At 59.9% G+C, this 24,391-nt stretch carries 21 protein-coding genes; 7 read left to right on the top strand and 14 right to left on the bottom strand.

Features of this window, described 5'->3' with window-relative positions; translation table 11 throughout:
- Positions 1-325: 325 nt before the first annotated feature.
- Positions 326-1,795, top strand: a complete 1,470-nt coding sequence (locus GNF76_RS11365; protein WP_155583256.1) for a M10 family metallopeptidase C-terminal domain-containing protein — start codon at positions 326-328, stop codon at positions 1,793-1,795.
- A 48-nt stretch (positions 1,796-1,843) separates the two neighbouring features.
- Here the strand turns inward: GNF76_RS11365 and GNF76_RS11360 are convergent, their stop codons facing one another.
- Positions 1,844-3,040, bottom strand: coding sequence for an MFS transporter (locus GNF76_RS11360; protein ID WP_155583255.1), 1,197 nt, complete (start codon positions 3,038-3,040; stop codon positions 1,844-1,846).
- A gap of 176 nt (positions 3,041-3,216) precedes the next feature.
- Here GNF76_RS11360 and GNF76_RS11355 point away from each other — a divergent pair, with 176 nt between their 5' ends.
- Positions 3,217-3,831, top strand: coding sequence for a DUF5666 domain-containing protein (locus GNF76_RS11355; RefSeq protein ID WP_155583254.1), 615 nt, complete (start codon positions 3,217-3,219; stop codon positions 3,829-3,831).
- Positions 3,832-3,964: 133 nt separating this feature from the next.
- On the opposite strand, the gene GNF76_RS11350 is transcribed toward GNF76_RS11355, so the two are convergent.
- From GNF76_RS11350 to gcl, 8 genes are all read right to left on the bottom strand, one after another.
- Positions 3,965-4,969 carry a sulfate ABC transporter substrate-binding protein gene (locus tag GNF76_RS11350; RefSeq protein WP_178123285.1) on the bottom strand — a complete coding sequence of 335 codons (1,005 nt, stop codon included), beginning with the start codon at positions 4,967-4,969 and terminating at the stop codon, positions 3,965-3,967.
- Between the two features lie 93 nt (positions 4,970-5,062).
- Positions 5,063-5,887, bottom strand: a complete 825-nt coding sequence (locus GNF76_RS11345; RefSeq protein ID WP_155583253.1) for an ion transporter — start codon at positions 5,885-5,887, stop codon at positions 5,063-5,065.
- A gap of 31 nt (positions 5,888-5,918) precedes the next feature.
- Positions 5,919-6,794 carry an urea transporter gene (locus tag GNF76_RS11340; protein ID WP_155583252.1) on the bottom strand — a complete coding sequence of 292 codons (876 nt, stop codon included), beginning with the start codon at positions 6,792-6,794 and terminating at the stop codon, positions 5,919-5,921.
- A gap of 121 nt (positions 6,795-6,915) precedes the next feature.
- On the bottom strand, positions 6,916-8,331 hold the full coding sequence (gene pyk, locus GNF76_RS11335; RefSeq protein ID WP_155583251.1) for a pyruvate kinase: 1,416 nt from the start codon (positions 8,329-8,331) through the stop codon (positions 6,916-6,918).
- Positions 8,321-9,616 carry a glycerate kinase type-2 family protein gene (locus GNF76_RS11330; protein WP_155583250.1) on the bottom strand — a complete coding sequence of 432 codons (1,296 nt, stop codon included), beginning with the start codon at positions 9,614-9,616 and terminating at the stop codon, positions 8,321-8,323. The genes pyk and GNF76_RS11330 overlap by 11 nt, the downstream gene beginning before the upstream one ends.
- 178 nt (positions 9,617-9,794) lie before the next feature.
- The gene (locus GNF76_RS11325; protein WP_155583249.1) at positions 9,795-10,685 is read right to left on the bottom strand and encodes a 2-hydroxy-3-oxopropionate reductase; all 891 of its coding nucleotides are present in this window, start codon (positions 10,683-10,685) and stop codon (positions 9,795-9,797) included.
- Between the two features lie 176 nt (positions 10,686-10,861).
- Complete coding sequence (hyi, locus tag GNF76_RS11320; protein ID WP_155583248.1) at positions 10,862-11,644, bottom strand: hydroxypyruvate isomerase; 783 nt, start codon at positions 11,642-11,644, stop codon at positions 10,862-10,864.
- 71 nt (positions 11,645-11,715) lie between these two features.
- Entirely contained in the window at positions 11,716-13,491 is a 1,776-nt protein-coding gene (gcl, locus tag GNF76_RS11315) for a glyoxylate carboligase (RefSeq protein ID WP_155583247.1), read from the bottom strand.
- A gap of 268 nt (positions 13,492-13,759) precedes the next feature.
- Here gcl and GNF76_RS11310 point away from each other — a divergent pair, with 268 nt between their 5' ends.
- Positions 13,760-14,200: a GlcG/HbpS family heme-binding protein gene (locus tag GNF76_RS11310; protein WP_155583246.1), complete on the top strand. Its 441-nt coding sequence runs from the start codon at positions 13,760-13,762 to the stop codon at positions 14,198-14,200.
- Positions 14,201-14,329: 129 nt separating this feature from the next.
- Here GNF76_RS11310 and GNF76_RS11305 read toward each other — a convergent pair whose 3' ends face one another.
- Positions 14,330-14,791 (bottom strand): REP-associated tyrosine transposase, encoded by a 462-nt coding sequence (locus tag GNF76_RS11305; RefSeq protein ID WP_155583245.1) that lies wholly within the window; start codon positions 14,789-14,791, stop codon positions 14,330-14,332.
- Between the two features lie 205 nt (positions 14,792-14,996).
- Positions 14,997-15,602: a TetR/AcrR family transcriptional regulator gene (locus tag GNF76_RS11300; RefSeq protein WP_155583244.1), complete on the bottom strand. Its 606-nt coding sequence runs from the start codon at positions 15,600-15,602 to the stop codon at positions 14,997-14,999.
- A gap of 135 nt (positions 15,603-15,737) precedes the next feature.
- Between GNF76_RS11300 and GNF76_RS11295 the strand changes: the two genes are divergently transcribed.
- Positions 15,738-16,652 carry a DUF808 domain-containing protein gene (locus GNF76_RS11295; RefSeq protein ID WP_155583243.1) on the top strand — a complete coding sequence of 305 codons (915 nt, stop codon included), beginning with the start codon at positions 15,738-15,740 and terminating at the stop codon, positions 16,650-16,652.
- A 66-nt stretch (positions 16,653-16,718) separates the two neighbouring features.
- Complete coding sequence (locus GNF76_RS11290; protein WP_155583242.1) at positions 16,719-18,728, top strand: FUSC family protein; 2,010 nt, start codon at positions 16,719-16,721, stop codon at positions 18,726-18,728.
- 31 nt (positions 18,729-18,759) lie between these two features.
- Here GNF76_RS11290 and GNF76_RS11285 read toward each other — a convergent pair whose 3' ends face one another.
- Both GNF76_RS11285 and GNF76_RS11280 read right to left on the bottom strand, forming a co-directional pair.
- Positions 18,760-19,548: an MlaA family lipoprotein gene (locus GNF76_RS11285; RefSeq protein WP_178123284.1), complete on the bottom strand. Its 789-nt coding sequence runs from the start codon at positions 19,546-19,548 to the stop codon at positions 18,760-18,762.
- Positions 19,541-20,839: a serine/threonine protein kinase gene (locus GNF76_RS11280; protein WP_155583241.1), complete on the bottom strand. Its 1,299-nt coding sequence runs from the start codon at positions 20,837-20,839 to the stop codon at positions 19,541-19,543. Before GNF76_RS11280 ends, GNF76_RS11285 begins: the two co-directional genes overlap by 8 nt.
- Before the next feature lie 236 nt (positions 20,840-21,075).
- Here GNF76_RS11280 and GNF76_RS11275 point away from each other — a divergent pair, with 236 nt between their 5' ends.
- The gene (locus tag GNF76_RS11275; protein WP_155583240.1) at positions 21,076-21,444 is read left to right on the top strand and encodes a hypothetical protein; all 369 of its coding nucleotides are present in this window, start codon (positions 21,076-21,078) and stop codon (positions 21,442-21,444) included.
- Between the two features lie 60 nt (positions 21,445-21,504).
- On the opposite strand, the gene GNF76_RS11270 is transcribed toward GNF76_RS11275, so the two are convergent.
- On the bottom strand, positions 21,505-23,058 hold the full coding sequence (locus tag GNF76_RS11270) for a glycoside hydrolase family 17 protein (RefSeq protein WP_155583239.1): 1,554 nt from the start codon (positions 23,056-23,058) through the stop codon (positions 21,505-21,507).
- A 332-nt stretch (positions 23,059-23,390) separates the two neighbouring features.
- Here GNF76_RS11270 and GNF76_RS11265 point away from each other — a divergent pair, with 332 nt between their 5' ends.
- Entirely contained in the window at positions 23,391-24,242 is an 852-nt protein-coding gene (locus GNF76_RS11265) for a glycine betaine ABC transporter substrate-binding protein (protein ID WP_155583238.1), read from the top strand.
- Positions 24,243-24,391 lie beyond the last annotated feature (149 nt).

The raw sequence follows: 24,391 nt of genomic DNA, 5'->3' as shown, positions 1-24,391 counted from the left end.
ATCGTGGCAAGATAAGAAAACGCCTGCTTGAGTTGAGGCATATTTTTTATTTTTTGTTTTTTCCAGTTAAAACAAATCGCTATTGAATAAAAGTTTGTGTTTTTGAATGTTTAAATTGCAAATGAATTAATCATTTTCTGAGCGCATGTTGCACGACCGGTAGGCGTTTCAGTCGGAGATACAATAAGGATTGTCTGAGTTTTTTTGACGTGCGACGTTAATTTGCGGTGTCGATTGGGTGGGCGTTGGATAACCCAGGCTTCGTCAGAGAACGAAGTGACTCAATTCGATACGCGTTTTGATTAACCTAGACGAGGCGCATGTCATGAAAGTTGTTGATTCTTGTTGTTTTGATACTTACCCGGGTTTGCCTGTCTCTGACCCCGGCCCGTTTGGGGTCGGCGCCAGCAGCAAACCAAGCTTTACAACGGATCAGGCCGCCAGACAAATCACTCGGGAAAACTTGCGTTTTCACGACCGTAATGCGGATGGAAAAATTGATCTGCACTACACGGTCGACAAGAGTTTCGACACCCAGCAACAGCAGCGTGTTCACCAGGCAGTCCAATCCTGGCAGGACGTGGCCAATATTAACTTCCGCGAGCAGTCGTCCGGGACGGACGGCGTGCTCAGCATCCACAATAACCCCCGCGGTGATCGAGGTGTTGCCAGCTCACCCAATCGTTTCAATGCCCGTACCAGTGCCACGATCGGTACGCTGGGCGGGGCGCGTTCGCCCGCGCTGGGCAGCCATTTCTCGGTCACGGCTGTTCACGAAATCGGCCATGCCATCGGCCTGCAGCATCCGGGGAATTATAACGGTGGCAATCCCCGTTATGAGCAGGGTGCTGTCTATGCCCAGGATACAAAGGCACGCACGGTAATGAGCTACTGGTCGGAGAAACATCAAACCGGCCATGACTTCAGGGGAATCAATCCGTCCGCGCCCATGATGGATGATATTGCGGCGGTGCAGCGCCTCTATGGGGCCAATCACCAGACACGCAATACCGACACCATCTATGGCTTCAATTCCAATACCGAACGTGAGGTGCTGAGCCTTAAAAGTGCCAGGGACAAGCCCGTGTTCTGTGTCTGGGATGGAGGGGGGGTCGATACCCTGGATTTTTCCGGATTCTCACAGGACCAGAACATCAACCTGAAAGCCGAGTCGTTCTCTGACGTAGGCGGGTTGAAGGGCAATGTGTCCATTGCCAAGGGGTGCACGATTGAAAATGCCGTCGGCGGCGCTGGCCGCGACACGTTGATGGGTAATGAGGCTGCCAATCGGCTTAAGGGTGGCCTTGGCGCCGACCGGTTGAGAGGAGGGGGAGGCGCGGATACGTTTGTCTACGATAAGGCCAGCGATTCTATGCCGCAGAGCCCGGACATGATCGAAGATTTCACCAGCGGCACCGACAAGATCGATGTATCGGGCGCCTTGAAAGAGGCGGGTGTGCGGGCCCTGGTGTTTACGGATCGATTCAGTGGCCGCGCGGGTGAGGCGGTGCTCAAGTACGACGCGAGCACGGGTCAGTCGAGCCTGGCGATCGACCTCAAGGGAACAGGCAGCGCGGACCTGTTAGTCAAGAGCATGGGGGGGATCAGGCCGGCCGATGTGCTGTGGGGCGGCCGGGAGGCTCCCCAGCCGCCCCCGGCCCCAACACCCGATGAAATACCGGATCGGCCTTCAGGGGTAATCGAAACGCTCATCCAGACCCTGGCAGGGTTTTTTGCGCAATTGCTGCAACTGTTCATGACACCGCCCAGCCAGACGGCTGGCAAGTCCCGTTAGCAACCCAGAGAGAGGGCGCACCCGAGCAGGGCTCGCTGCGCCCTCTCTTCAGGCGGTAGCAACCGAGGCCTGGCGTGAAGTACTGACGAAGCGCAACAGTGCCACCAGCGGGAATGCACTGCCCACCAGCATCACCCCCAGCCAGCCGCCGTGTTCATACACGCTGCTGGCAATCGCCGAACCAAAGGCGCCGCCGATGAAGATGCTGGTCATGTACAGCGCGTTCAGGCGGCTGCGGCTGTGGGCGTCGAGGGCGTAGATGGCGCGTTGGCCGAGGACCATGTTCATCTGCACGCAGAAGTCCAGGACCACGCCGGTTACCGCCAAGCCAATTACGCTGTAGAGCGGATGGACGAAAGCTGGCAGGAAGCTCAATGCGGCAAATAGCATCGCCAGCAACGAGGCTTTATGGGTATGCCCGGCATCTGCCAGGCGCCCGGCGATAGGGGCGGCTATGGCACCGATGGCACCCACCAGGGCGAAGATTGCGATCTGGGTTTGGCTCAGGCCGTGGTTGCGTACCAGCTCCAAAGGAGCAGCGGTCCAGAACAGGCTGAAGGTGGCGAACATACAGCCTTGATAAAACGCGCGTTGGCGCAGGACCGGCTGTTGGCGCAACAGCGTGCCCAGGGAGCGCAATAACTGGCCATAACTGGCGGCGTGATCGGGCTGGCGCTTGGGAATGGTCAACAGCAGCACCACGCTGATCACCGCCATCAAGGCAGCGGCTGCCATGAACATTGCACGCCAGCCGAAGTGATCGGCCACCACACTGGACACCGGCCGTGCCAGCAGGATGCCCAGCAGCAGGCCGCCCATGATGCTGCCGACCACCCGGCCACGGGACTCCGCCGGCGCGAGGTGCGCCGCCAACGGGATCAGGATCTGTACCGAGACTGAACTGAAGCCGATCAGCAACGACACCAGCAGGAACAGATTCGGCTGTTCGGTGAACGCCGCACCCAACAGGCTGGCAATGGCCACCACGGTTGTGATGATCATCAAGCGGCGATTTTCCAGCAAGTCACCCAACGGCACCAGGAAGAACAGGCCCAGGGCATAACCGATCTGCGTCAGGGACACGATCAAACTAGCCAAAGCCGGACTGATACCAATGTCCGGAGCGATCAGTTCGATGATTGGTTGTGCGTAATAGATGTTGGCGACGATGGCGCCGCAACAGAACGCAAACAGCATCACCATACCCCGGGTCATGGTGCTTGCAGCGTGAGGCGTAGCGTTCATGGCGTTCTCATAAAAAGCGGAAGATGGCGAGCGAGAGTAGAGACCAAACCCTGGAGGGAGTAGGCCGTTTACGGTGATAACACTCATGCCGGGCATTAATGACTGAAACGTTAACTTTCAAGCCGAGGCTCAATGATACATTCAGTCACAACTGCAAAAACAGGAAATCGACTGCCATGAAGATGACATTCAACACAATGCTCCTGGCCTCAAGCCTGGCCGCGTTCATGACCCTGGGCGTGGCCCAGGCTCAGGACGCCCCGCGTATCGGCGTGCGCGGCGCCATTACGGCAATGGACGGCGATGCCATGCACGTCAAGGTCAATAGCGGTGAAGACGTCACCGTGCACCTGACCAAGGACACCCAGGTCCGCGCCGTGACCCTGGCCAAAATCGAAGACATCAAGCCCGGCAGCTATATCGGCTCGGCGGCCATGCCTAACGCAGATGGCACCCTGACCGCGCTGGAAATTCATGTGTTCCCCCCCGCGATGGCGGGCACGGGTGATGGGCATCGGGCCTTCGACCTGAAAGAGGGCAGCAGTATGACCAACGGCACCGTGGGTGATCTGGTGATCAGCCATGGCCGGACCCTGACGGTCAAATACAAGGGGGGCGAGCAGAAAATCGTGGTGCCGGATGATGTGCCGATCGTCAACCTGGAACCAGGGGATCGCAGTTTGTTGAAGGCGGGAGTGAAGGTGGTGATGTTTGCGGCCAAGGGCGCTGATGGGACGATTACGGCCCAGGCGATTTCGGCAGGCAAGGATGGCGTGACACCGCCGATGTAACGGCAGAACACAGAAATAAATGTGGGAGCTGGCTTGCCTGCGATGCGAACAACTCGGTCTTTCAGTAAAGTCGAGGTGATGCCATCGCAGGCAAGCCAGCTCCCACACTGACCACATTCTTTCAGCTCAGGCTTTATTGCCCGGTGTAGATCTGGTCAAACACCCCGCCATCATTGAAGTGGGTCTTCTGCACGGTGCGCCAGTCACCAAAGGTCTTCTCTACCGACAGGAAGTCGACTTTCGGGAAACGGTCGGTGTACTTGGCCAGCACGGCCGGGTCACGTGGACGCAGGTAGTTGTTGGCAGCAATTTCCTGGCCTTCCGGCGACCACAGGTATTTCAGGTAGTCCTCGGCAGCTGCGCGGGTGCCTTTCTTGTCGACCACCTTATCGACCACCGACACCGGCGGTTCGGCTTCGGCGGAGACGCTTGGGTAGATCACTTCGAACTGATCACGGCCGAATTCACGGGCAATCATTTCCGCTTCGTTCTCAAAGGTCACCAGCACGTCGCCGATCTGGTTGGTCATGAAGGTGGTGGTGGCTGCACGGCCGCCGGTATCCAGCACGGGAGCCTGTTTGAACAGCTTGCCGACAAAGGCCTTGGCCTTGTTTTCGTCGCCGCCGTTCTTCAGCACGTAGCCCCAGGCTGACAGGTAGGTGTAGCGGCCGTTACCGGACGTCTTCGGGTTAGGCACGATGACTTGCACGCCATCCTTGAGCAGGTCCGGCCAGTCTTTGAGCGCCTTGGGGTTGCCCTTGCGCACGATGAATACGGTGGCCGAGGTGAACGGCGCACTGTTGTTCGGCAGGCGGGTGACCCAGTTGTCGGGCACCAGTTTGCCGTTGTCCACCAGGGCGTTGATGTCGGTGGCCATGTTCATGGTAATGACGTCAGCCGGCAGGCCGTCGATTACCGAGCGTGCCTGTTTACTGGAGCCGCCAAAGGACATCTGCAAGGTGAGCTTGTCGTCCGGGTGCTCGGCTGCCCAGTGCTTCTGGAAGGCGGCGTTGTAGTCTTTGTAGAAGTCACGCATCACGTCGTAGGAGACGTTGAGCAGGGTGGTCGGTGCGGCCTGGACGGCGCCAGCCAGGGCGAGGCCGGCGGTCAGAAGAGAGGCGCTAAGGAGTTTTTTCACTGCTCATTCCTTGTTGTTGGGTTACGTGAGGGCAATATGCCACCGACTATAGCTGTACCCGTTTAGTCGTTTAAAGATTAAAAAGAACTTTGCTTATTCCATTTTCTTGAAAAGCCCGTTGCCGCAGCGCGAACAAAATGCTGCATTCGGTTCATGGGTGTCTTTCTTGCACACCGGGCAGTCATGTTGCAGCAGTTCGCCGCGCATGGCGTTGGCCAGTTCGGCGGTGAAGATCCCGGTAGGCACGGCGATGATCGAGTAACCGGTGATCATCACCAGCGACGAAATCACCTGGCCTAGTGGGGTGACGGGCACGATGTCGCCAAAACCCACGGTGGTCAGGGTCACGATTGCCCAATAGATGCCCTTGGGGATGCTGGTAAAGCCATGTTCCGGGCCTTCGATCACGTACATCAACGTGCCGAACACCGTCACCAGGGTGCAGACGCTGAGCAGGAACACCACGATTTTCTGCTTGCTGCCCCGCAGCGCCGACATCAGGTAGTTGGCCTGTTTGAGGTACGGGCCGAGCTTGAGCACGCGGAAAATCCGCAGCATCCGGATGATACGGATGATCAGCAGGTACTGGGCATCGCTGTAATACAGCGCAAGGATCCCGGGGACGATGGCCAGCAGGTCCACCAGGCCATAAAAGCTGAAGGCATAGCGCAACGGCTTGGGCGAGCAATACAGCCGCAGCCCGTACTCGATGGCGAAGATGACGGTGAAGCCCCACTCGATGTAGGCCAGCACGTCGGCGTAGTTATCGTGGACCGACTGGATGCTGTCGAGGATCACGATCACCAGGCTTGCGAGGATGATCAGCAGCAGGGTGCTGTCGAAACGGCGGCCGGCCGGGGTGTCGCTTTGGAACACCATCACGTAGAGCCGTTCACGCCAATGTTTGTTGCTGTCCATGAAAATCGCCTGAACCGAAGATCCGGGAAGCCTAGGGGGATTCGAACGGGCTGTCCACGCTGGTCCGTTGCATCAGCCTGCGGCCGGTGTGGACGAGCCAGCAGGCAAGAATAAACGGTGCGGTCAGCGCGGGCAGATTCAGGGCGGCAAAACCAGGGGTGATGAGGATCGACAGCACGATGCCGATCAGCGGCAACCAGGGTCGGCGGCGGTACTGACAGAGGGCCAGGGCCGCCAGCGCCGGGTTATAGCTGTTCAGGCCGAGCAAGGCGCTGGCGGGTTCGCCCGATAGCAGGGCGATCAGTACGCCGAGGCTGGCACCGAGCAGTGCCCACAACGCGGCGCGGCGGTTGGCGAGGAACAGGCCGAGGGCGATCAACAGCCCGGCCAATGGATGGTCGAGCAGGATGACTTGCGCCAGTCCGGTGAATGGCGCACTGAGCAATGCCCAGGTGCCAGGTTCAATCGCTGCCAAAGCCGTTGCCGCAGGAGCGCCGAGCAGCAACCAGACCAATACGACAAAGGGCAAGGTATAGGCGGGCAGGTCATCGGGACGGGTGGCGCGTTTGAGCCATTGGCGGATGAGGATCGCACTGAGGCCGCCGCTGGCGAGAATCAACGGTGGCAACAGGGCGGACCAGGCGAAATGCTGGCTGATCAGCAAACCCAGCAGCACACCGTTGTAGCTGTAGAGCCCGGCCTGGCGCTCAGCCTTGGGATAACCCCGGCGCTGGGCCGTGAGCAGGCCGGCAACCCCGCCCAGCAGTGCGCCGCCGAGCAAGCCCGGGGCGCCTGTCAGGATGGCCAACAGGCAGAGCAGGCCGCACAGTGGGTGACGCTGGAGGAAGATTTGGCTGAAGCCGTTGAGCAAAGCTTCGGCCCAGTCGGGGCAGGATTGGTTGGGCATGATGGTGAGTCTGTGAGACCGAGTTGTCCCCAATCGCGGGCAAGCCCGGCTCCCACATTTTGATGTGTGAACCCAGTCAAATGTGGGAGCTGGCTTGCCTGCGATGAGGCCTGAACAGGCGCTAAATCAATGTCTCTATGCGCAACGAATTGGTCGACCCCGGCTGCCCAAACGGCACACCCGCTGTAATCACCAACGTATCCCCACGCTTCGCCATACCTTGGGCCTGGGCAATCTCCAGCGCGGTGGAACACACCTCGTCCACCTGCCGCAGCCGATCATTGACCACCGAATGCACACCCCACGCCACGCTCAAGCGACGCGCCGTCGACAGGTTCGGTGTCAGGTTGAGGATTGGCACCGACGGTCGTTCCCGTGCCGCTCGCAGGCTGGAGGCGCCGGACTCGCTGTAGTTCACCAGCACCGCCACCGGCAGAATGCTGCTGATACGACGGATCGCACAGCTGATGGCGTCGGACACCGTGGCCTCGGCCTTGGGTCGGCTGACATCGAGTTGGGTCTGGTAGTCCGGGCCACCCTCGACCTGGCGGATGATCTTGCTCATCATTTCCACTGCTTCCAACGGGTAATCCCCGGAAGCAGTTTCCGCCGACAGCATCACCGTGTCGGCGCCTTCGGCCACGGCGTTGGCCACGTCGGTGACTTCGGCACGGGTCGGGGCTGGCGAGAAACGCATGGACTCGAGCATCTGAGTCGCCACCACCACCGGTTTGCCCAACTGGCGGCAGGTGCTGATGATGTCTTTCTGGATCTGCGGCACGCTTTCGGCCGGAACCTCCACGCCGAGATCCCCTCTGGCGACCATGATCGCGTCGCTCAGTTCGGCGATTTGTTGCAGGTGTTGAACCGCCGAGGGCTTCTCGATCTTCGCCATCAAGAAGGCCTTGTCGCCGATCAATCCACGGGCCTCACGAATATCTTCCGGACGCTGCACAAATGACAGCGCCACCCAGTCCACGCCCAGCTCCAGGCCGAAGCTCAGGTCGCGACGGTCCTTGGCGGTCAGCGGGCTTAATTCCAGCAAGGCCTGGGGCACGTTCACCCCTTTGCGGTCCGACAGCTCGCCGCCGTTGAGCACCGTAGTGTCGATGGCGTCGGCATATTTGGTGATCACCCGCAGGCGCAACTTGCCGTCGTCCAGCAGCAGGTCCATGCCGGGTTCGAGGGCAGCGATGATTTCCGGGTGGGGCAGGTTGACCCGGCGCTGGTCGCCGGGTGTTTCGTCCAGATCCAGGCGCAGGGCCTGGCCACGAATCAGTTGCACCTTGCCGGCGGCAAAACGCCCGACCCGCAGCTTTGGCCCTTGCAGGTCCATCAAGATGCCGAGGGGGTAGTTGAGCTGTTTCTCCACCTCGCGAATCCATTGAAAGCGCTGGGCATGGTCGGCGTGTTCGCCATGGCTGAAGTTGAGGCGAAAGATGTTCACCCCGGCTTTTACCAGGTCGCGAATGTCTTCAAGGCTGTCGGTGGCCGGGCCCAGGGTGGCGAGGATTTTGACTTTCTTGTCAGGCGTCATGTTCAGGGGACTCTCTTTCAGGGCTCTCGAGGATCAGAATGGCGCGGAAGTCGTTGACGTTGGTACGGGTCGGCTCGGTGATGATCAACCCGTCGAGTGCGGCGAAGTAGCCGTAGCCATTGTTGTTGTCCAGCTCGTCGCTGGCCGACAGGCCAAGGGCTTCGGCACGGGCGTAGCTGGTTGGGGTCATGATTGCTCCGGCGTTGTCTTCGGAGCCGTCGATGCCGTCGGTATCACCGGCCAGGGCGTAGACGCCGGGCAGGCCCTTGAGGCTGTCGGTCAGGCTCAGCAGGAATTCGGCGTTACGCCCGCCACGGCCGTTGCCGCGCACGGTGACCGTGGTTTCGCCGCCGGACAGAATCACGCAAGGTGCCGCCAGAGGCTGGCCGTGCAGGATGATTTGCCGGGCAATACCGGCATGAACCTTGGCCACATCCCGGGCTTCACCTTCCAGGTCGCCGAGGATCAACGGGCTGAACCCGGCCTGGCGGACTTTGACCGCCACCGCCTCCAGAGACTGTTGCGGGCGGGCGATCAATTGGAAGTGACTGCGCGCCAGGCACGGGTCGCCGGGTTTGACGGTTTCCGATTCCGGGCTCTGCAACCAAGTGCGCACGGACGCGGGGATTTCGATCTGGTAGCGCTTGAGAATCGCCAGGGCTTGTTGCGAAGTGCTCGGGTCGCCGACGGTGGGACCGGAAGCGATGACCGTGGCCTGGTCGCCCGGCACGTCGGAAATCGCGTAGGTGTAGACCGTTGCCGGCCAGCAGGCCTTGGCCAGTCGACCCCCTTTGATTGCCGAGAGGTGCTTGCGCACGCAATTCATCTCGCCGATGGTGGCGCCGGATTTGAGCAGGGCTTTGTTGATGGCTTGCTTGTCGGCCAGGGTGATGCCTTGTGCCGGAAGGGCGAGCAGTGCAGAGCCACCGCCGGAGAGCAGGAAGATCACCCGGTCGTCTTCCTCAAGGTGGCTGATCAGCTCCAGTACACGCTTGGCGACGGCCAGGCCGGCAGCATCCGGTACCGGATGCGCGGCTTCGACCACTTCGATTTTCTTGCAGGGTGCGCCGTGGCCGTAGCGGGTGACCACCAGGCCTGAGACTTCGCCTTGCCAGGCGTTTTCCACCACTTGCGCCATGGCTGCTGCGGCTTTGCCGGCACCGATGACGATCACACGACCGGTACGGTCGGCGGGCAGATAAGGTTCGAGGACTTGCCGGGGGTGGGCGGCGTCGATGGCTGTGGCAAACAGCTCGCGAAGCAGGTGTTGCGGATCGACCGACATGAGCGGGCTCCCGGGGAATTCTTGTTATTAGGTTTCAGGCGTGGAACGCGATCAAAAATGTGGGAGCTGGCTTGCCTGCGATAGCGGTGTGTCAGGCAATGAAGGTGCATCTGGAAGACCGCTATCGCAGGCAAGCCAGCTCCCACACTTGACTGCATTTCAAGTCAGGAGCCGCGGATTACTTATCGCGAATCGAAAAATTCGCCATATGTTCCAGGCCCTTGATCAGCGCCGAGTGGTCCCAGTTACCGCCGCCCAGGCCTACGCAGGTGCTGAACACTTGCTGGGTGCCGGCGGTGTTCGGCAGGTTGATCCCCAGCTCCTTCGCACCGGCCAGGGCCAGGTTCAGATCCTTCTGGTGCAGGTTGATGCGGAAACCCGGGTCAAAGGTGCCCTTGATCATCCGCTCGCCATGCACTTCCAGGATTTTCGATGAGGCGAAGCCGCCCATCAGCGCCTCACGTACCTTGGCCGGGTCCGCGCCGTTTTTCGAGGCGAACAGCAGCGCTTCGGCCACCGCCTGGATGTTCAGCGCAACGATGATCTGGTTGGCCACTTTGGCGGTCTGGCCGTCGCCGTTGCCACCCACCAGCGTGATGTTCTTGCCCATGCTCTGGAACAGCGGCAGGGCACGTTCAAAGGTCTGTGGCTCGCCGCCGACCATGATGCTCAAGGTCCCGGCCTTGGCGCCGACTTCGCCACCGGACACCGGGGCGTCAAGATACTGCGCGCCGGTTGCGTTGATTTTGGCCGCAAAGGCCTTGGTGGCGGTAGGCGAGATCGAGCTCATGTCGATCACTACTTTGTTTGGCGACAGGCCGGCTGCAATGCCATCGGCGCGGAACAACACATCGTCGACCTGCGGGGTGTCAGGCACCATGACGATGATGAATTCGGCTTCCTGGGCCACCTGCTGCGGGTTGGCCAGGGCTACTGCGCCGGCAGCGACCAGTGCTTCTGACGCTTTGCCGTAGTGCTCGGACAGGAACAGTTGATGACCTGCCTTTTGCAGGTTCGCTGCCATGGGTTCACCCATGATGCCGGTGCCGATAAATCCGATTTTAGCCATGAAGAAATCCTCTTGTTTTTAGGTGTGCAGACCTGGCACGGCCTGCTGAACACAGGAGATCCAAATGTGGGAGCGGGCTTGCTCGCGAATGCGGTCTGACATTCAGAATTGATGTCGACTGATGCACGGCTTTCGCGAGCAAGCCCGCTCCCACATTGGTTCCTGTGTTTGTTCAATTAGATGGCATTGTGGCTTTTCATCCAGCCCAACCCGGCTTCGGTGGTGGTCAGTGGCTTGTACTCACACCCAACCCAACCCTGATAACCAATGCGGTCCAAGTGTTCGAACAGGAAGCGGTAGTTGATCTCACCAGTACCCGGCTCATTACGCCCAGGGTTGTCCGCCAACTGGATATGGTTGATCTCACCCAGGTGCGCCGCCATGGTCCGGGCCAGGTCGCCTTCCATGATTTGCATGTGATAGATGTCGTATTGCAGGAACAGGTTGGCGCTGCCCACCTGCTCGCGAATCGACAGGGCTTGCGCCGTGTTGTTGAGGTAGAAACCTGGGATGTCGCGGGTGTTGATGGCTTCCATCACCAGCTTGATGCCCACCGCTTGCAGCTTGTCGGCGGCGTATTTGAGGTTGGCGACGAAGGTTTTTTCCAGGGTGGCCTCGTCCACGCCTGGTGGACGGATACCCGCCAGGCAGTTGATCTGGGTATTGCCCAGCACTTGGGCGTAGGCGATGGCCAGGTTCACACCGGCACGGAATTCCTCGACCCGATCCGGGTGGCAGGCCAGGCCGCGTTCACCCTTGGCCCAGTCACTGGCCGGCAGGTTGAACAGTACTTGAGTCAGGCCGTTGGCATCGAGTTGTGCCTTGATCTCGGCAGAGCTGAATTCGTAGGGAAACAGGTATTCCACACCAGTGAAGCCGGCGTCGGCGGCAGCTTTGAAACGGGCAAGGAAGTCCTGTTCAGTGAACAGCATGGACAGGTTGGCAGCAAAACGCGGCATGGGAGTCTCCTCAAAAGCGCCAGCGTTCCCGCGCGTTGCGCGGGAACGCATACTCTTTAATCAAGCATCATTTAATCGAGCAGCGAAATCGCGGTGGGGGCGTCGTTACCCACCAGCGCCAGGTCTTCGAACTCGTTGACGGCGTTGATCTCGGTGCCCATGGAAATATTGGTCACCCGCTCCAGAATAATCTCAACGATCACCGGGACCTTGAACTCTTCCATCATTTCCTGGGCACGGCGCAAGGCCGGCTGGATCTGATCCGGCTCGAAAACGCGCAGGGCCTTGCAACCCAGGCCTTCAGCGACGGCTATGTGGTCGACGCCATAACCGTTGAGTTCCGGGGCATTGAGGTTATCGAAGGACAGCTGCACGCAGTAGTCCATCTCAAAACCGCGTTGCGCCTGGCGAATCAGCCCCAGGTAGGAGTTGTTCACCACCACGTGGATGTACGGCAGCTTGAACTGCGCGCCCACGGCCAACTCTTCGATCATGAACTGGAAATCATAGTCGCCAGACAGCGCGACAACCTTGCGCGTCGGGTCGGCCTTGACCACACCGAGTGCTGCCGGAATGGTCCAGCCCAACGGGCCAGCCTGGCCGCAGTTGATCCAGTGCCGCGGCTTGTAGACGTGCAGGAATTGCGCGCCGGCAATCTGCGACAGGCCGATAGTGCTGACGTAGCAGGTGTCTTTGCCGAACACCTGGTTCATCTCTTCGTACACCCGTTGCGGTTTGACCGGCACGTTGTCGAAGTGGGTCTTGCGGTGCAGGGTGGCCTTGCGCTGCTGGCAATCGTTGAGCCAGGCGCTGCGGTCCTTGAGCTTGCCGGCAGCTTTCCACTCGCGGGCCACTTCAATGAACATCGTCAGGGCTGCTCCGGCGTCGGAGACAATGCCCAGGTCCGGGGTAAACACGCGGCCGATTTGCGTCGGCTCGATGTCGACGTGGATGAACTTGCGGCCAGCGGTGTAGACATCTACCGAACCGGTGTGACGGTTGGCCCAGCGGTTACCAATGCCCAGCACCACGTCCGATTTGAGCATCGTCGCGTTGCCATAACGGTGGGAGGTTTGCAGGCCAACCATGCCCACCATCAGCGGGTGATCGTCGGGGATAGTGCCCCAGCCCATCAGGGTCGGGATCACCGGTATACCGGTCAGTTCGGCAAACTCCACCAGCAACTCGCTGGCGTCGGCATTGATCACGCCACCACCGCTGACCAGCAGTGGGCGCTCGGCCTGGTCCAGCAGGGCCAGGGCTTTTTCCACCTGGATGCGGGTGGCCAGCGGTTTGGCCAGAGGCAGAGGCTGATAGGCGTCGATATCGAATTCGATCTCGGCCATTTGCACGTCGAATGGCAAATCGATCAGCACTGGGCCGGGACGGCCGGAACGCATTTCATAAAAGGCTTTCTGGAACGCGTAGGGCACTTGGCCGGGTTCCATCACCATGGTCGCCCACTTGGTCACCGGCTTGACGATGCTGGTGATGTCGACGGCCTGGAAGTCTTCCTTGTGCATCCGGGCCCGCGGCGCCTGGCCGGTAATGCACAGGATCGGGATCGAGTCGGCCCAGGCGCTGTACAGGCCCGTGACCATATCGGTACCGGCCGGGCCGGAAGTCCCGATGCACACACCGATATTGCCGGCCTTGGTGCGGGTGTAACCCTCGGCCATGTGCGAAGCGCCTTCAACGTGGCGAGCAAGGACGTGATCGATGCCACCGACCTTCTGCAAGGCCGAATACAGCGGGTTGATCGCGGCGCCCGGGATGCCGAAGGCGGTGTCGACCCCTTCACGGCGCATCACCAGAACGGCGGCTTCGATTGCTCTCATTTTGCTCATGGTTTTGGTGCCTCTTGCGTTTTGTAATTGTATACAAGTGGTGTTGCGTCGAAGTGTATTCACGGCGAGCTGCACAGGTCAATCCATTTTCTTCGTTGGCCTATGCGTTCGTCGGAAGCCTTTTAGACGGGATTATTTAGACGTGTGGCGTGTGTGTTTCGAAATATTGTATACAAAAAATAAATCTATTGTGTTCTATTTGTTTTATCCGGCTTCTGATCAATCAGAGCCCCACGGCTTTCTCAATAACAAGATAAGGACGGCACCCATGAGCGCTTTAACCTTGAAAGTCGCAGTTAACCTGGCCAGCCAGGCCATCGCCGCAGGTCGCACGATTTCGGCGGCACCGCTGACCATTGCGGTACTCGACAGCGGCGGGCACTTGATCACGTTGCAGCGCGAAGACGGCGCCAGTCTGCTGCGCCCGCAAATCGCCATTGGCAAGGCCTGGGGCGCGATAGCCCTGGGTAAGGGGTCACGGCTGTTGGCGCTGGATGCGCAGCAGCGGCCGGCGTTTATCGCGGCGTTGAACAGCCTGGGGCAGGGCAGCGTGGTGCCGGCGCCGGGTGGGGTACTGATTCGGGATCAGGATGGGAAGGTGCTGGGGGCGATCGGGATCAGCGGGGATACATCGGACATTGACGAGCAGTGTGCGATCAGCGCGATTGAAGGGCAGGGGTTGTTGGCGGATGCGGGGGTGTCTGCTTGATGTGAGGTGATTGGTCGATAGCTATCGCGGGCAAGCCCGCTCCCACACTGTCTTGCGTCGGGCTTGTTTTGTGAATGACATAGGACTCCTGTGGGAGCGGGCTTGCCCGCGATGGCGGCGACTCGTTCTTCAGTCAAGCCAGATTGCATCCCACAGTGGATAGTCGCCGTATTTCTTTACAAGACCGGCTCTCAAGGGGTTGGCAACGATGTACCGAGCGATACCCTCAAGGCTTTCTTCCCGACGCACGGCATGATCATGAAAGCCTGGTTGCCAAAGACGCCCTTGGCGTCCGGCAACAGCATTAATGATTCGAGTGCTTTTGGATTTGACCTGGCGCATCAAATCGGCCAAAGAGCCATTTTCAAGTGATATCAGCCAATGGAAATGATCAGGCATCACTACCCAGGCCAGTGATATTGCCAGCCCTTGGTTTTGGGCCATTCTGAATTGCTGTACCACCAGCCGGCCTAGTTTGAAGTCGCTGAATATCGGCTCGCGATGAAGTGTGTTGCTGGTCAGAAGATAAATTTGGTTGGGTTCGTTGTAGCGGCCTGTGCGCAGACGGTTTGATGCAGGTAGATCAGGCATTCCATTGCCCCTTTGCAGAATGAGTTCTGAAAGGCTAGTCCGGATGATTTCAGAAACAGGGCAGGCTTTTGGCAGGATGTGTCTGGAAGATAGCTATCGCGGGCAAGCCCGCTCCCACATTGGGCTGATGGTGTTCATACAATCTGTGTCCGGTACAAGTCCAGTGTGGGAGCTGGCTTGCCTGCGATGGCCACACCACGGTCCATCAGTCCGGCTCACATCCCTTGAGCACCAACCGAATAATCGTCTGCGCCGCCGCCTCGTAGTCGGCCTCATCCAGCTTGGCCTTGCCCGTTATCGCCGAAATCTGCCAATCAAAATCAGCATACGTCTGCGTCGCCGCCCAGATGCTGAACATCAGGTGATTGGGATCAATTGCCGCAATCAGCCCTTTATCCACCCAGCTCTGGATGCAATCGATGTTGTGTTTGGCCTGGGCGTTGAGTTGCTCGACCTGCTCGGGGCTCAGGTGCGGGGCGCCGTGCATGATTTCGCTGGCGAACACTTTGGAGGCGAAGGGCAGGTCGCGGGAGATGCAGATTTTCGAGCGGATGTACCCGCTCAGTACCTCCTTGGGATCGCCGTCGGGATTGAATGGCGTGGAGGCTGCCAGGATCGGCTCGATGATGCTTTCGAGCACCTCGCGGTAGAGGTTGTCCTTGGACTTGAAGTAGTAGTAGACGTTGGGCTTGGGCAGCCCGGCCTTGGCGGCGATGTCGCTGGTTTTGGTCGCGGCGAAGCCCTTGTCGGCAAACTCCTCACTGGCAGCCCGCAGGATCAGTTCTTTGTTGCGCTCGCGAATGGTGCTCATGGACCAGATGATTCCTTGCCGAGACAGGCGGTTGCGCATGGTAGCACCGGCCATCCGCGGGTCTCAAGAATGTGTCCGAAAAGCCTTGCGCCGCGCTATGCTCGTCAGTCTCTCACTCTCAAGGACATCTGATTCATGGCAGGAAGCAGTTTGCTGGTGCTGATTGACGACATTGCGGCAGTGCTGGATGACGTCGCGCTGATGACCAAAATGGCCGCCAAGAAAACCGCCGGCGTGCTCGGCGACGACTTGGCGCTCAATGCCCAGCAAGTCTCCGGTGTGCGCGCCGAACGAGAGATTCCGGTGGTCTGGGCGGTAGCCAAGGGCTCGTTCCTCAACAAGCTGATCCTGGTGCCCGCTGCTTTGCTGATCAGTGCTTTCGCCCCGTGGGCGGTGACGCCGTTGCTGATGCTGGGTGGCGCGTACTTGTGTTTCGAAGGCTTCGAAAAGCTGGCGCACAAATTCCTTCACAGCAAGGCCGAAGACCAGGCCGGGCATACCCAGTTGGTCGAGGCTGTAGCGGACCCGGCGACGGACTTGGTGGCTTTTGAGAAGGACAAGATCAAAGGCGCGATCCGTACCGACTTCATTCTCTCGGCAGAAATCATCGCCATCACTCTGGGTACCGTGGCCGATGTGCCGTTGATGCAACAGGTGATCGTGCTGTCGGGCATTGCCATTGTCATGACCATCGGCGTCTATGGTTTGGTGGCCGGTATCGTCAAGCTGGATGACCTTGGTCTGTGGCTGACGCAGAAGCCTGGGCAAATGGCGCGCAGCATCGGCGGCGGAATTTTGCGGACAGCCCCGTACATGATGAAAAGCCTGTCGGTGATCGGGACGGCGGCGATGTTCCTGGTGGGCGGTGGAATTCTGACCCACGGTGTGCCGGTGGTGCATCACTGGATCGAGACCGTGAGTCAAAGCGCTGGTGGCCTGGCGTGGTTGCTGCCGAGCGTGCTCAACGCGGTAGCGGGGATTATTGCCGGAGCAGTGGTGTTGGCGGTGGTATTACTGTTCAGCAAAGTGTGGCGCACCGCCAAAGGCTAGGATTGGCATTCAACGCAAATATAGATACGATACTAATCATTAGCTTGCTATCTATGTGTTCGTTGAATGAAACCGCTCACCTTTCAACTCCCTGATTTCTGGCAAGCCACCCTCGCGCCCTCGCGTAGCGATCTGTTGTTTGCCCTGCGCAACATCATCGCCGGCGGGGTCGCGTTGTATCTGGCCTTTTGCTTCGACCTGGAGCAGCCGCAATGGGCCTTGACCACCGTATTTATCGTCGGCCAGTCCACCAGCGGCATGGTGCTGGCCAAGGGCGCCTATCGACTGGTGGGCACTTTGGTGGGGGCTGTGGCATCCGTCGCCATGGTCGCGGTCTTCGGTCAGGCACCGCTGTTGTTCCTGCTGTGCATGGCGCTGTGGCTGGCGTTCTGCACCACCGGCGCCTCATTGCTGCGTAATCACACTTCTTATGGTTTTGTGCTGGCGGGTTATACCGCCGCAATCATTGCGCTGCCCGCCACCTCGGCGCCGTTGACGGTGTTCGATCAGGCGTCTGCCCGTTGTCTGGAGATCGGCCTGGGGCTCGTCTGTGCCTCGGTGGCGAGCACGGTGTTGTGGCCGCGGCATGTAGAGCGGGCGCTGGCCGCACAAGGCCGGGCCGCTTGGCTGGCGGGAATGCGTGCGGCGGCTTCGGAGCTGTTGGGCACTGATCAACGTAAAGGTTTATTGGAGGCCTTGGGGCGGCTCGTGGCGGTGGACACCCAGCGCGATCACGCCTGGTTCGAAGGCCCCAAGGGGCGCCGTCGCTCCCAGGCGTTGCGGGTGCTTAGCCGCGACTTGCTCAGTTTGCTGCGCGCGGCGCGCGGGGTGGCGCGGCAACGGTTGATGCTCGATGAGACGGCACGGGTTCTACCGTTGGTGGAAGAGGTGGCCGCCACCTTGCAGCAAGAACGACACCAGGATCTGCCTGACCTGGCTCGTCGCCTTGGCCTGGCGCTGGAGGATCCGGCCCTGAGTCAGGAGGCGCACTTTTGCCTGATGCAATTGGCGCAGGTGCTGCGTTTGATCGATCAAGGTGCCCTGACGTTGGTGGACGTTGAGCAGGGCAGGGTGCCATCGGGGGCGCCGGGGGCAATGTCCTGGCACCGGGATATTGAACAGGGCCTGCTTGGCGGCTTGCGCAGTGCCTTGGCGTTTCTGGCTGTTGCGGCCTTTTGGATTTTTACCGCCTGGCCATCGGGGCTGGGCGCGGTGTCGATTTGCGGCGTGGTCCTGAGCCTGTTTGCAGCGCGGGAAGATCCCTCGGCGTCCAGCCTGAACTTCTTCAAGGGCATCGCTTTATCGGTCCCGGTGGCCGCTGTTGTGCGCTTCGGCCTACTGCCCGGTTTTGATGCGTTTCCGTTGCTGTGCCTGGGGCTGGGTGTGCCGCTGTTTTTCGCCTCGCTGTGCATGAGTCGCGTCAAACTGGCAGCCACGGCCTCGGCGTTCTGCATCTTCTTCGTTAACAACGTCGGGCCCAGCAACCTGATGACCTATGACTTCGCGGCCTTTCTCAATAAAGCCATCGCGACGCTGGTGGGGGTCGGTATTGCGGTGGTGGTGTTCCGTCTGATCCAGCTCAGGCCGGGTGAACACCATTATCGGCGGATGTTCAAGGCGTCACTGTTTGACCTCGCGCAACTGACCGTGCGCCCATTGGAGCAGGTCGAAAGCTGGTTTGGCGGGCGCATGGCAGACCGCTTGATTCGCCTGTCGCGCTACAGCGAAACCTTACCGTCCGAGCGCCACGCCCATTGGGATAACGGGTTGTTGGGGTTGGATCTTGGGGATGAGTTACTGGAGCTGCGGGCGTGCCTGGCGAGCAGTCAGGGCGGGTTGGCGGTTGCGCGTGATCACTATTTGCGGGGCTTGGCGGCTGCCCTCAAACAGGGTGGGCCGACGTTGGCGAGCGTATCGGTGATGGATGGGTCGAGCGTGGCGTTGCTCAAGGCACTTGAGCAGCCTTCCAGATTGCCGGAGCCGGAAAGGGAGATGGCGAGGGCGGCGATCCTGCAATTGCAGTTCACCTGGCAGCAGTGGTGTCGACGGGGAACTGATTTGAACCCCGGTCGGTAGGAGCCGGCAAGCCAGCTCCTACCGCACAGGGTTACTCGGCAATCTGCAACTTGCGCGACTCGGTATACACGTACCGCACCTTTTCATACTCGAACGGCGAGTTCATCTGGCCATAGCGGAAGCTGGTCTGGTAGCGCTTGTCGACAGCGCGCAGGGCCCAGATTTCCGGGTGGTTTTCGCTGACCTTGGACACGTTGAGGAAGTTGATCTGGGATTCGGCTGTGTAGTCGACGGCCAGGCCGGCGGTGTCCCGCAGGTTGGAAGGGCCGAAGATCGGCAGCACCAGGTAGGCGCCGCCCGGCACGCCGTAGAAGCCCAGGGTCTGACCGAAGTCTTCGCTCTGGCGCGGCAGGCCCATGGCGGTAGCCGGGTCCCACAGGCCGGCGATGCCGATGGTGGTATTAAGCAGCAGGCGTCCGGTGGTTTCCAGGGAGCGGTGACCCTTGAGCTGCAGCAGGCTGTTCACCAGGTTGGGCACGTCGCCCAGGTTGTTGAAGAAGTTGCTCACGCCGGTGCGCAGGAAGCTTGGGGTCACATAGCGGTAACCGTCGACCACCGGCAGGAAGACCCATTGGTCAAACCGATAGTTGAAGTGATAGACCCGACGGTTCCACGATTCCAGCGGGTCGTAAATGTTGAGGGCGGTGAGGGTCGAACGTTCGAATTCACGCTGGTCCAGGCCCGGGTTGAATTTGAGTTTGCTCAGTGGCTCCTTGAAACCGTCGGAGTCCACCACCGTCGGCGCGTGGGCCTTGCTGTTATCGGCATTGGCCACACCGGCGCAGAGTAACGCAGCGATAAGCAGGAGATATTTAGCCACGGAAGAACTCCAGCATGGCGTCGGCGTTGACGCGGTAGTTGAGGTTGCCGCAATGGCCGCCCAGGGGGTAGACGGTCAAGCGATCGCCGAAGGTTTTACGCAGGAAACCGAGGTCGCCAGGGCCGAGGATCACGTCGTCGGCGTTGTGCATGACCGCGATTTTCGGGCTGTCGTGCAGGTAGTCCTTGAGGGCATAGAGGCTGACCTGATCAATCAACTGCAACAGGCTGCCGCCGTCGGAGCGGGCACGCCACATCGGGATCACTTGTTCGGTGAGGTAGCAGTCGAAGTCGCATTGCAGCGCACGTTTGAGGAACGGCGTGAGGCTGGTGCCTTCGGTGATCGGGTATTTCGGCGGGGTGATCAGGCCGCGACGGTTGATCAGGTCCGAGGTGAAGGCAATGTCGGCCGCCGAGAAGCGGAACGAGGTGCCGATCAGCATGGCCATCTGTTCGTTGGTCAGGTGTTCCTTGGAGTTCTGGAAGTCGTAGAGCAGGGCGTCGTTAAGGTCGATATAGCCCTTTTGCTGGAAGTAGCGGGTCAGCTTGTTCAACACCAACTCATAGAAAGTGGTGCTGTTGTTGATGCCCTTGACCTCGGTTTGCACCAGCTTGTCGAGATTGGTGATCGAGGTGTAGAGGTTGACCGGCGGGTTGAGCAGCAGCACTTTCTTGAAGTTGAAACTGCGCCGGGTTTCGTCCAGCTTACTGACGAAGGCCGCGTCCAGTGCACCGAGGCTGTAGCCGGTCAGATAGAAATCGGTGACCGGCAGCGTCGCGTTTTGCGCACGCACGGCCTGCATCACGCGGTACATGTCCTCGGCATCTTCCGAGGTCACGCCCGGGGTGGCGAAGCGCGACGCGGCGCTGATGAAGTCAAAGCTGGTGGGCGATGACAGCTGCACCACGTGGTAGCCGGCCTTGTAATAGAGCTTTTTCAGGTACTCGTTGATGGTGCTGTCAAAGCGCGCGCCGGTACCGGAGATCAGAAAGATCAGCGGTGCGGCGTGGTCCTGCTTGGCGATGCGGTAGGTGAGTTTCTTCACCGCCCAGAAATTGTCCGGCAGGCTGAATTGGCGCTCCGGGCGCATGGTCAGGCTGTAGTCGGACTGATTGATCTCGTCATCGCTCGGCAGTTCCGGCCGAAGATTGGGTGGGGTAGTGGCGATGGTCGCTTCAAACGGATTGGTCAAAGGGTAGCCATAGCTGGCTTGGTCGACGTCGACCGCCAGTGCTGACGCACTCAAAAAAAGGCCGCCCAACAGGGCCGCACAGCGCAAGGAACGGAGCATGACTAAATCCCTAAGAGGAAAACGTACTGAATGAAGTTCGCAGGCTATGACCACCGCGTTGCCACCGAAGTGCCAGCGCTCGGCACGAAAAGTCGGAAATAACCGCAGGAATCAGGGTAATAGTAGCCAGACGATACACTTTGGCACGCATTGATGAACAGTTATCTGCGTACAAGCCTTGCCAACGGCCACCGGGGGATTAAGCTGGGCGCCGTTTTCGCCTATCGGAGTGCCCCATGTCCCGCCGTTTGCCGCTGATCCTGCTGCTCATTGCCTTACCGTTGTGGTTGGCCGCCAGTTATGGCGCGCGTTACGGCTTTATGGAGGATGGCCAGTGGGTTGGCCTCTGTGCTGATGAGGCCAGCCGCTGGGAATGTCAGGTGCGCTCGAACCTGGGGCTGATGATTCACTTCAAGGTGATGGGGTGGGCAGCTTTGGTGACGTCGGTACTGGCGTTTTTTGTGCCGGGACGAGCTGGGTGGGCGTTGGCGGTATTGGGGTTGGTGTTCGGGTTTCCGGCGTTGGCGTTGTACAACACCACGTTTGCGGTGTTTGCCGTGGTGATTGCCGGGTTGCGGTTGGTCAGGGCGCCTCGGGTCACCTGATTTCTATGAGCCTGTAGCCGCAGCCTCGTACCTCGGCAGCGGCTACAGGTTTGCGGTGTCCTAGGTCTTGCGGACCCGCAAGCACCGCCACAACGCTGCAACCATCAACACGCTCACCAGCGCCCAACCCAGGGCCTGTTGGTTCATCAAGCCTTCGCTGTACAGCTGCGGCGCAATGCCGGCACCGATGATGAAGGTCAGCAAGGCGATCTCCCGACGAGGACCGATGACCGGGCGTACCAGGTACACAAGCGCCGGCAGCAACAGCGCTGCGCTCGGGAAGCTGCGATAACGCGGATCAAACACCAGCGCCAGCATCATTACCGCGCCAGCAAATCCGGCCACGGCCACCAGCCAGCCGGCGCGTTGCTCAAGCCAGTTGAAACTGCGTTCGCGCCAGCCTTCTCGGGCACTCAGGGCCAGGGCGGCATGCGCCAGCACCAAAAGATTCAAGACCACCAGTAAGCCGGCCCAGACCCATTCGTCGGTAAAGCGCGCCGTCACCCGGGTCAATTCAGCCCAGGTGCCAATCGAGCAGGCCGCAACCGCGCCAAGCAATGGCAAGAGCAGGGCGGTACGGGTGCTGCGAACACGACCGCCGAGCAGCAGTGTGCCCAGCAGGATAATCCCGCCAACCCCCAGCCATGTCGGCCAGTACGGCACGTTGGTCACAGGCCCGGCCAGCACGCCCTTGTCCTGGCGATCCGCATCAAACAAGCCCCAGTAGCCGCCAACGGCACCTTCACTGGCGCGTTTCCACGGTTGGTCGAAGGCTTCGATCAGGTTGTAGTGCCAGCCGTTCTGTTCGGCCATTTCCACAAAACCACGGATGAACTTGGCTTCGTTGACGCGACTCGGCACGGCAGTTTCGCGCTGGCGGCCTTCGCTCGGCCAGCCGGTCTCACCGATCATGATGTCTTTGGGGGCAAATTGGTTGCCAAAGGTCTGGCGAATGTCACCTACATGCTTGAGGGCCTTGTCGATCCCTGCGGGGTCATTTTCCCAATACGGCAGCAGGTGAATGGTCAGGAAGTCCACCGCCGGGGCGATTTGCGGGTGTTGCAGCCAGAACTCCCAAACGTCGGCATAGGTGACGGGCTGTTTGATATGGCTTTTGACCTGATGGATCAACTTCACCAACTGCGTGGCGGTGATTTCCTTGCGCAGCAGGGTTTCGTTGCCGACGATCACCGAGGTCACGACGTCGGGGTTGGCGTTGGCCGAGGCGATCAATGCATCGATTTCCTTGGCGGTGTCCACCGGATTGCTGTTGACCCAGGCGCCGATCATCAGCTTCAGGCCGTGCTTGCGTGCCAGGTCCGGCAGGGCTTCGAGGCCGGTCATGGAGTAGGTGCGAATGCACTCAAAGCGGGTAGACAGCAACGCCAGGTCGGCGTCCATGCGTTCGGGGCGCAGTTTGAACGGCTGGTCGAAGGGCGATTGATCCTTGTCGAAGGGCGTGTAGGACGCGCATTGCAGCTTGTGCGTGGCACTGGCCACATCGGGCAGCACCACCGGCTGGCCGAGGCCATACCAGTAACCGCCGAGGGCAAACAGGCTGAGGATCAGGGCGAATAAATAAGGCAGCACAGGAAAGCGGGCAGTCGCGGGCATGGTCAGGCCGTCTGGGGGAGCAAAGCCGCGCATCTTACCTGTATTTGGCGCCTCCCAGTGGGCCCGCATGATTTTGACATGCAAAGTTCGGGCGGGATTGGCGCAAGAACGCCCACAAAGGTTATGGATGGCGATGTGATGTCGTTTCCTGCTTACCTGAGGTCGTAGTCAGAGCAGGTCCGCTCCGGCAGCAGGTTGATGATCGAAGCGTCAGCACTCCACTGATGTCGCCAGAGCATGATCGATGCGCGTGAAGGGGGCGCGGTGCACCATATAACAATAGGTTGACGTCGCTCGGCATCCGTCGGGCGCAGCACTTTCGGGGAAGCACTATGAAGATGCGACGACTCTTGGGCGCAGCTGCCACTTTGGTAGTTGCGATGGGCTCCACACTGGCCAGCGCCGACAGCAAAACCCTGAGCATCGGCTATGTGGATGGCTGGTCGGACAGTGTCGCCACCACCCACGTGGCGGCAGAAGTGATCAAGGAAAAACTCGGCTACGACGTCAAGCTGCAAGCCGTCGCCACCGGGATCATGTGGCAGGGCGTGGCCACCGGCAAGCTCGACGCGATGCTCTCGGCGTGGCTGCCGGTGACTCACGGTGAGTATTGGGCCAAGAACAAGGACAAGGTGGTCGACTACGGCCCCAACTTCAAGGACGCCAAGATCGGCCTGATCGTGCCGGAGTACGTCAAGGCCAAGTCCATTGAAGACCTCAAGACTGACACCACCTTCAAGAACAAGATCGTCGGTATCGATGCCGGTTCAGGCGTGATGCTCAAGACTGACGAAGCCATCAAGGCCTATGGCCTGGACTACAAGCTGCAAGCCAGTTCGGGCGCCGCGATGATCGCCGAGCTGACCCGTGCCGAAGACAAACAGGAGTCCATTGCGGTCACCGGTTGGGTGCCACACTGGATGTTCGCCAAGTGGAAACTGCGTTTCCTTGACGACCCAAAAGGAATTTATGGTGCGGCTGAAACCGTCAACAGCATCGGCAGTAAAGGCCTGGAGAAGAAGGCGCCGGAAGTGGCGGCTTTCCTGAAGAAGTTCCAATGGGCCTCCAAGGACGAAATCGGCGAAGTCATGTTGGCAATCCAGGAGGGTGCCAAGCCTGATGCAGCGGCCAAGGATTGGGTCGCCAAGCACCCTGAGCGTGTGGCCGAATGGACCGCTAAATAAACCCTTTGTGGGAGCCGGCTTGTGTGGGAGCTGGCTTGCCTGCGATGCAGACGCCTCGGTATTTCAGATGCGCCGAGGTGATCCAGTCGCGGGCAAGCCCGGCTCCCACAAAATCCCGGTTCCCACGCTATCTCACCTCAGCAATGGGG

It is taken from the genome of Pseudomonas spelaei (assembly GCF_009724245.1).
Classification (GTDB): Bacteria; Pseudomonadota; Gammaproteobacteria; order Pseudomonadales; family Pseudomonadaceae; genus Aquipseudomonas; species Aquipseudomonas spelaei.
This window is presented reverse-complemented; position numbering and strand designations above follow the sequence as displayed.

What these genes read in the sequence shown, in the direction of transcription:
- GNF76_RS11365 (WP_155583256.1), top strand. Translation starts at nt 326, where the DNA reads ATGAAAGTTGTTGATTCTTGTTGTTTTGATACTTACCCGGGTTTGCCT.
- GNF76_RS11360 (WP_155583255.1), bottom strand. Translation starts at nt 3,040, where the DNA reads ATGAACGCTACGCCTCACGCTGCAAGCACCATGACCCGGGGTATGGTG.
- GNF76_RS11355 (WP_155583254.1), top strand. Translation starts at nt 3,217, where the DNA reads ATGAAGATGACATTCAACACAATGCTCCTGGCCTCAAGCCTGGCCGCG.
- GNF76_RS11345 (WP_155583253.1), bottom strand. Translation starts at nt 5,887, where the DNA reads ATGGACAGCAACAAACATTGGCGTGAACGGCTCTACGTGATGGTGTTC.
- GNF76_RS11340 (WP_155583252.1), bottom strand. Translation starts at nt 6,794, where the DNA reads ATGCCCAACCAATCCTGCCCCGACTGGGCCGAAGCTTTGCTCAACGGC.
- pyk (WP_155583251.1), bottom strand. Translation starts at nt 8,331, where the DNA reads ATGACGCCTGACAAGAAAGTCAAAATCCTCGCCACCCTGGGCCCGGCC.
- GNF76_RS11330 (WP_155583250.1), bottom strand. Translation starts at nt 9,616, where the DNA reads ATGTCGGTCGATCCGCAACACCTGCTTCGCGAGCTGTTTGCCACAGCC.
- GNF76_RS11325 (WP_155583249.1), bottom strand. Translation starts at nt 10,685, where the DNA reads ATGGCTAAAATCGGATTTATCGGCACCGGCATCATGGGTGAACCCATG.
- hyi (WP_155583248.1), bottom strand. Translation starts at nt 11,644, where the DNA reads ATGCCGCGTTTTGCTGCCAACCTGTCCATGCTGTTCACTGAACAGGAC.
- gcl (WP_155583247.1), bottom strand. Translation starts at nt 13,491, where the DNA reads ATGAGCAAAATGAGAGCAATCGAAGCCGCCGTTCTGGTGATGCGCCGT.
- GNF76_RS11310 (WP_155583246.1), top strand. Translation starts at nt 13,760, where the DNA reads ATGAGCGCTTTAACCTTGAAAGTCGCAGTTAACCTGGCCAGCCAGGCC.
- GNF76_RS11305 (WP_155583245.1), bottom strand. Translation starts at nt 14,791, where the DNA reads ATGCCTGATCTACCTGCATCAAACCGTCTGCGCACAGGCCGCTACAAC.
- GNF76_RS11300 (WP_155583244.1), bottom strand. Translation starts at nt 15,602, where the DNA reads ATGAGCACCATTCGCGAGCGCAACAAAGAACTGATCCTGCGGGCTGCC.
- GNF76_RS11295 (WP_155583243.1), top strand. Translation starts at nt 15,738, where the DNA reads ATGGCAGGAAGCAGTTTGCTGGTGCTGATTGACGACATTGCGGCAGTG.
- GNF76_RS11290 (WP_155583242.1), top strand. Translation starts at nt 16,719, where the DNA reads ATGAAACCGCTCACCTTTCAACTCCCTGATTTCTGGCAAGCCACCCTC.
- GNF76_RS11280 (WP_155583241.1), bottom strand. Translation starts at nt 20,839, where the DNA reads ATGCTCCGTTCCTTGCGCTGTGCGGCCCTGTTGGGCGGCCTTTTTTTG.
- GNF76_RS11275 (WP_155583240.1), top strand. Translation starts at nt 21,076, where the DNA reads ATGTCCCGCCGTTTGCCGCTGATCCTGCTGCTCATTGCCTTACCGTTG.
- GNF76_RS11270 (WP_155583239.1), bottom strand. Translation starts at nt 23,058, where the DNA reads ATGCCCGCGACTGCCCGCTTTCCTGTGCTGCCTTATTTATTCGCCCTG.
- GNF76_RS11265 (WP_155583238.1), top strand. Translation starts at nt 23,391, where the DNA reads ATGAAGATGCGACGACTCTTGGGCGCAGCTGCCACTTTGGTAGTTGCG.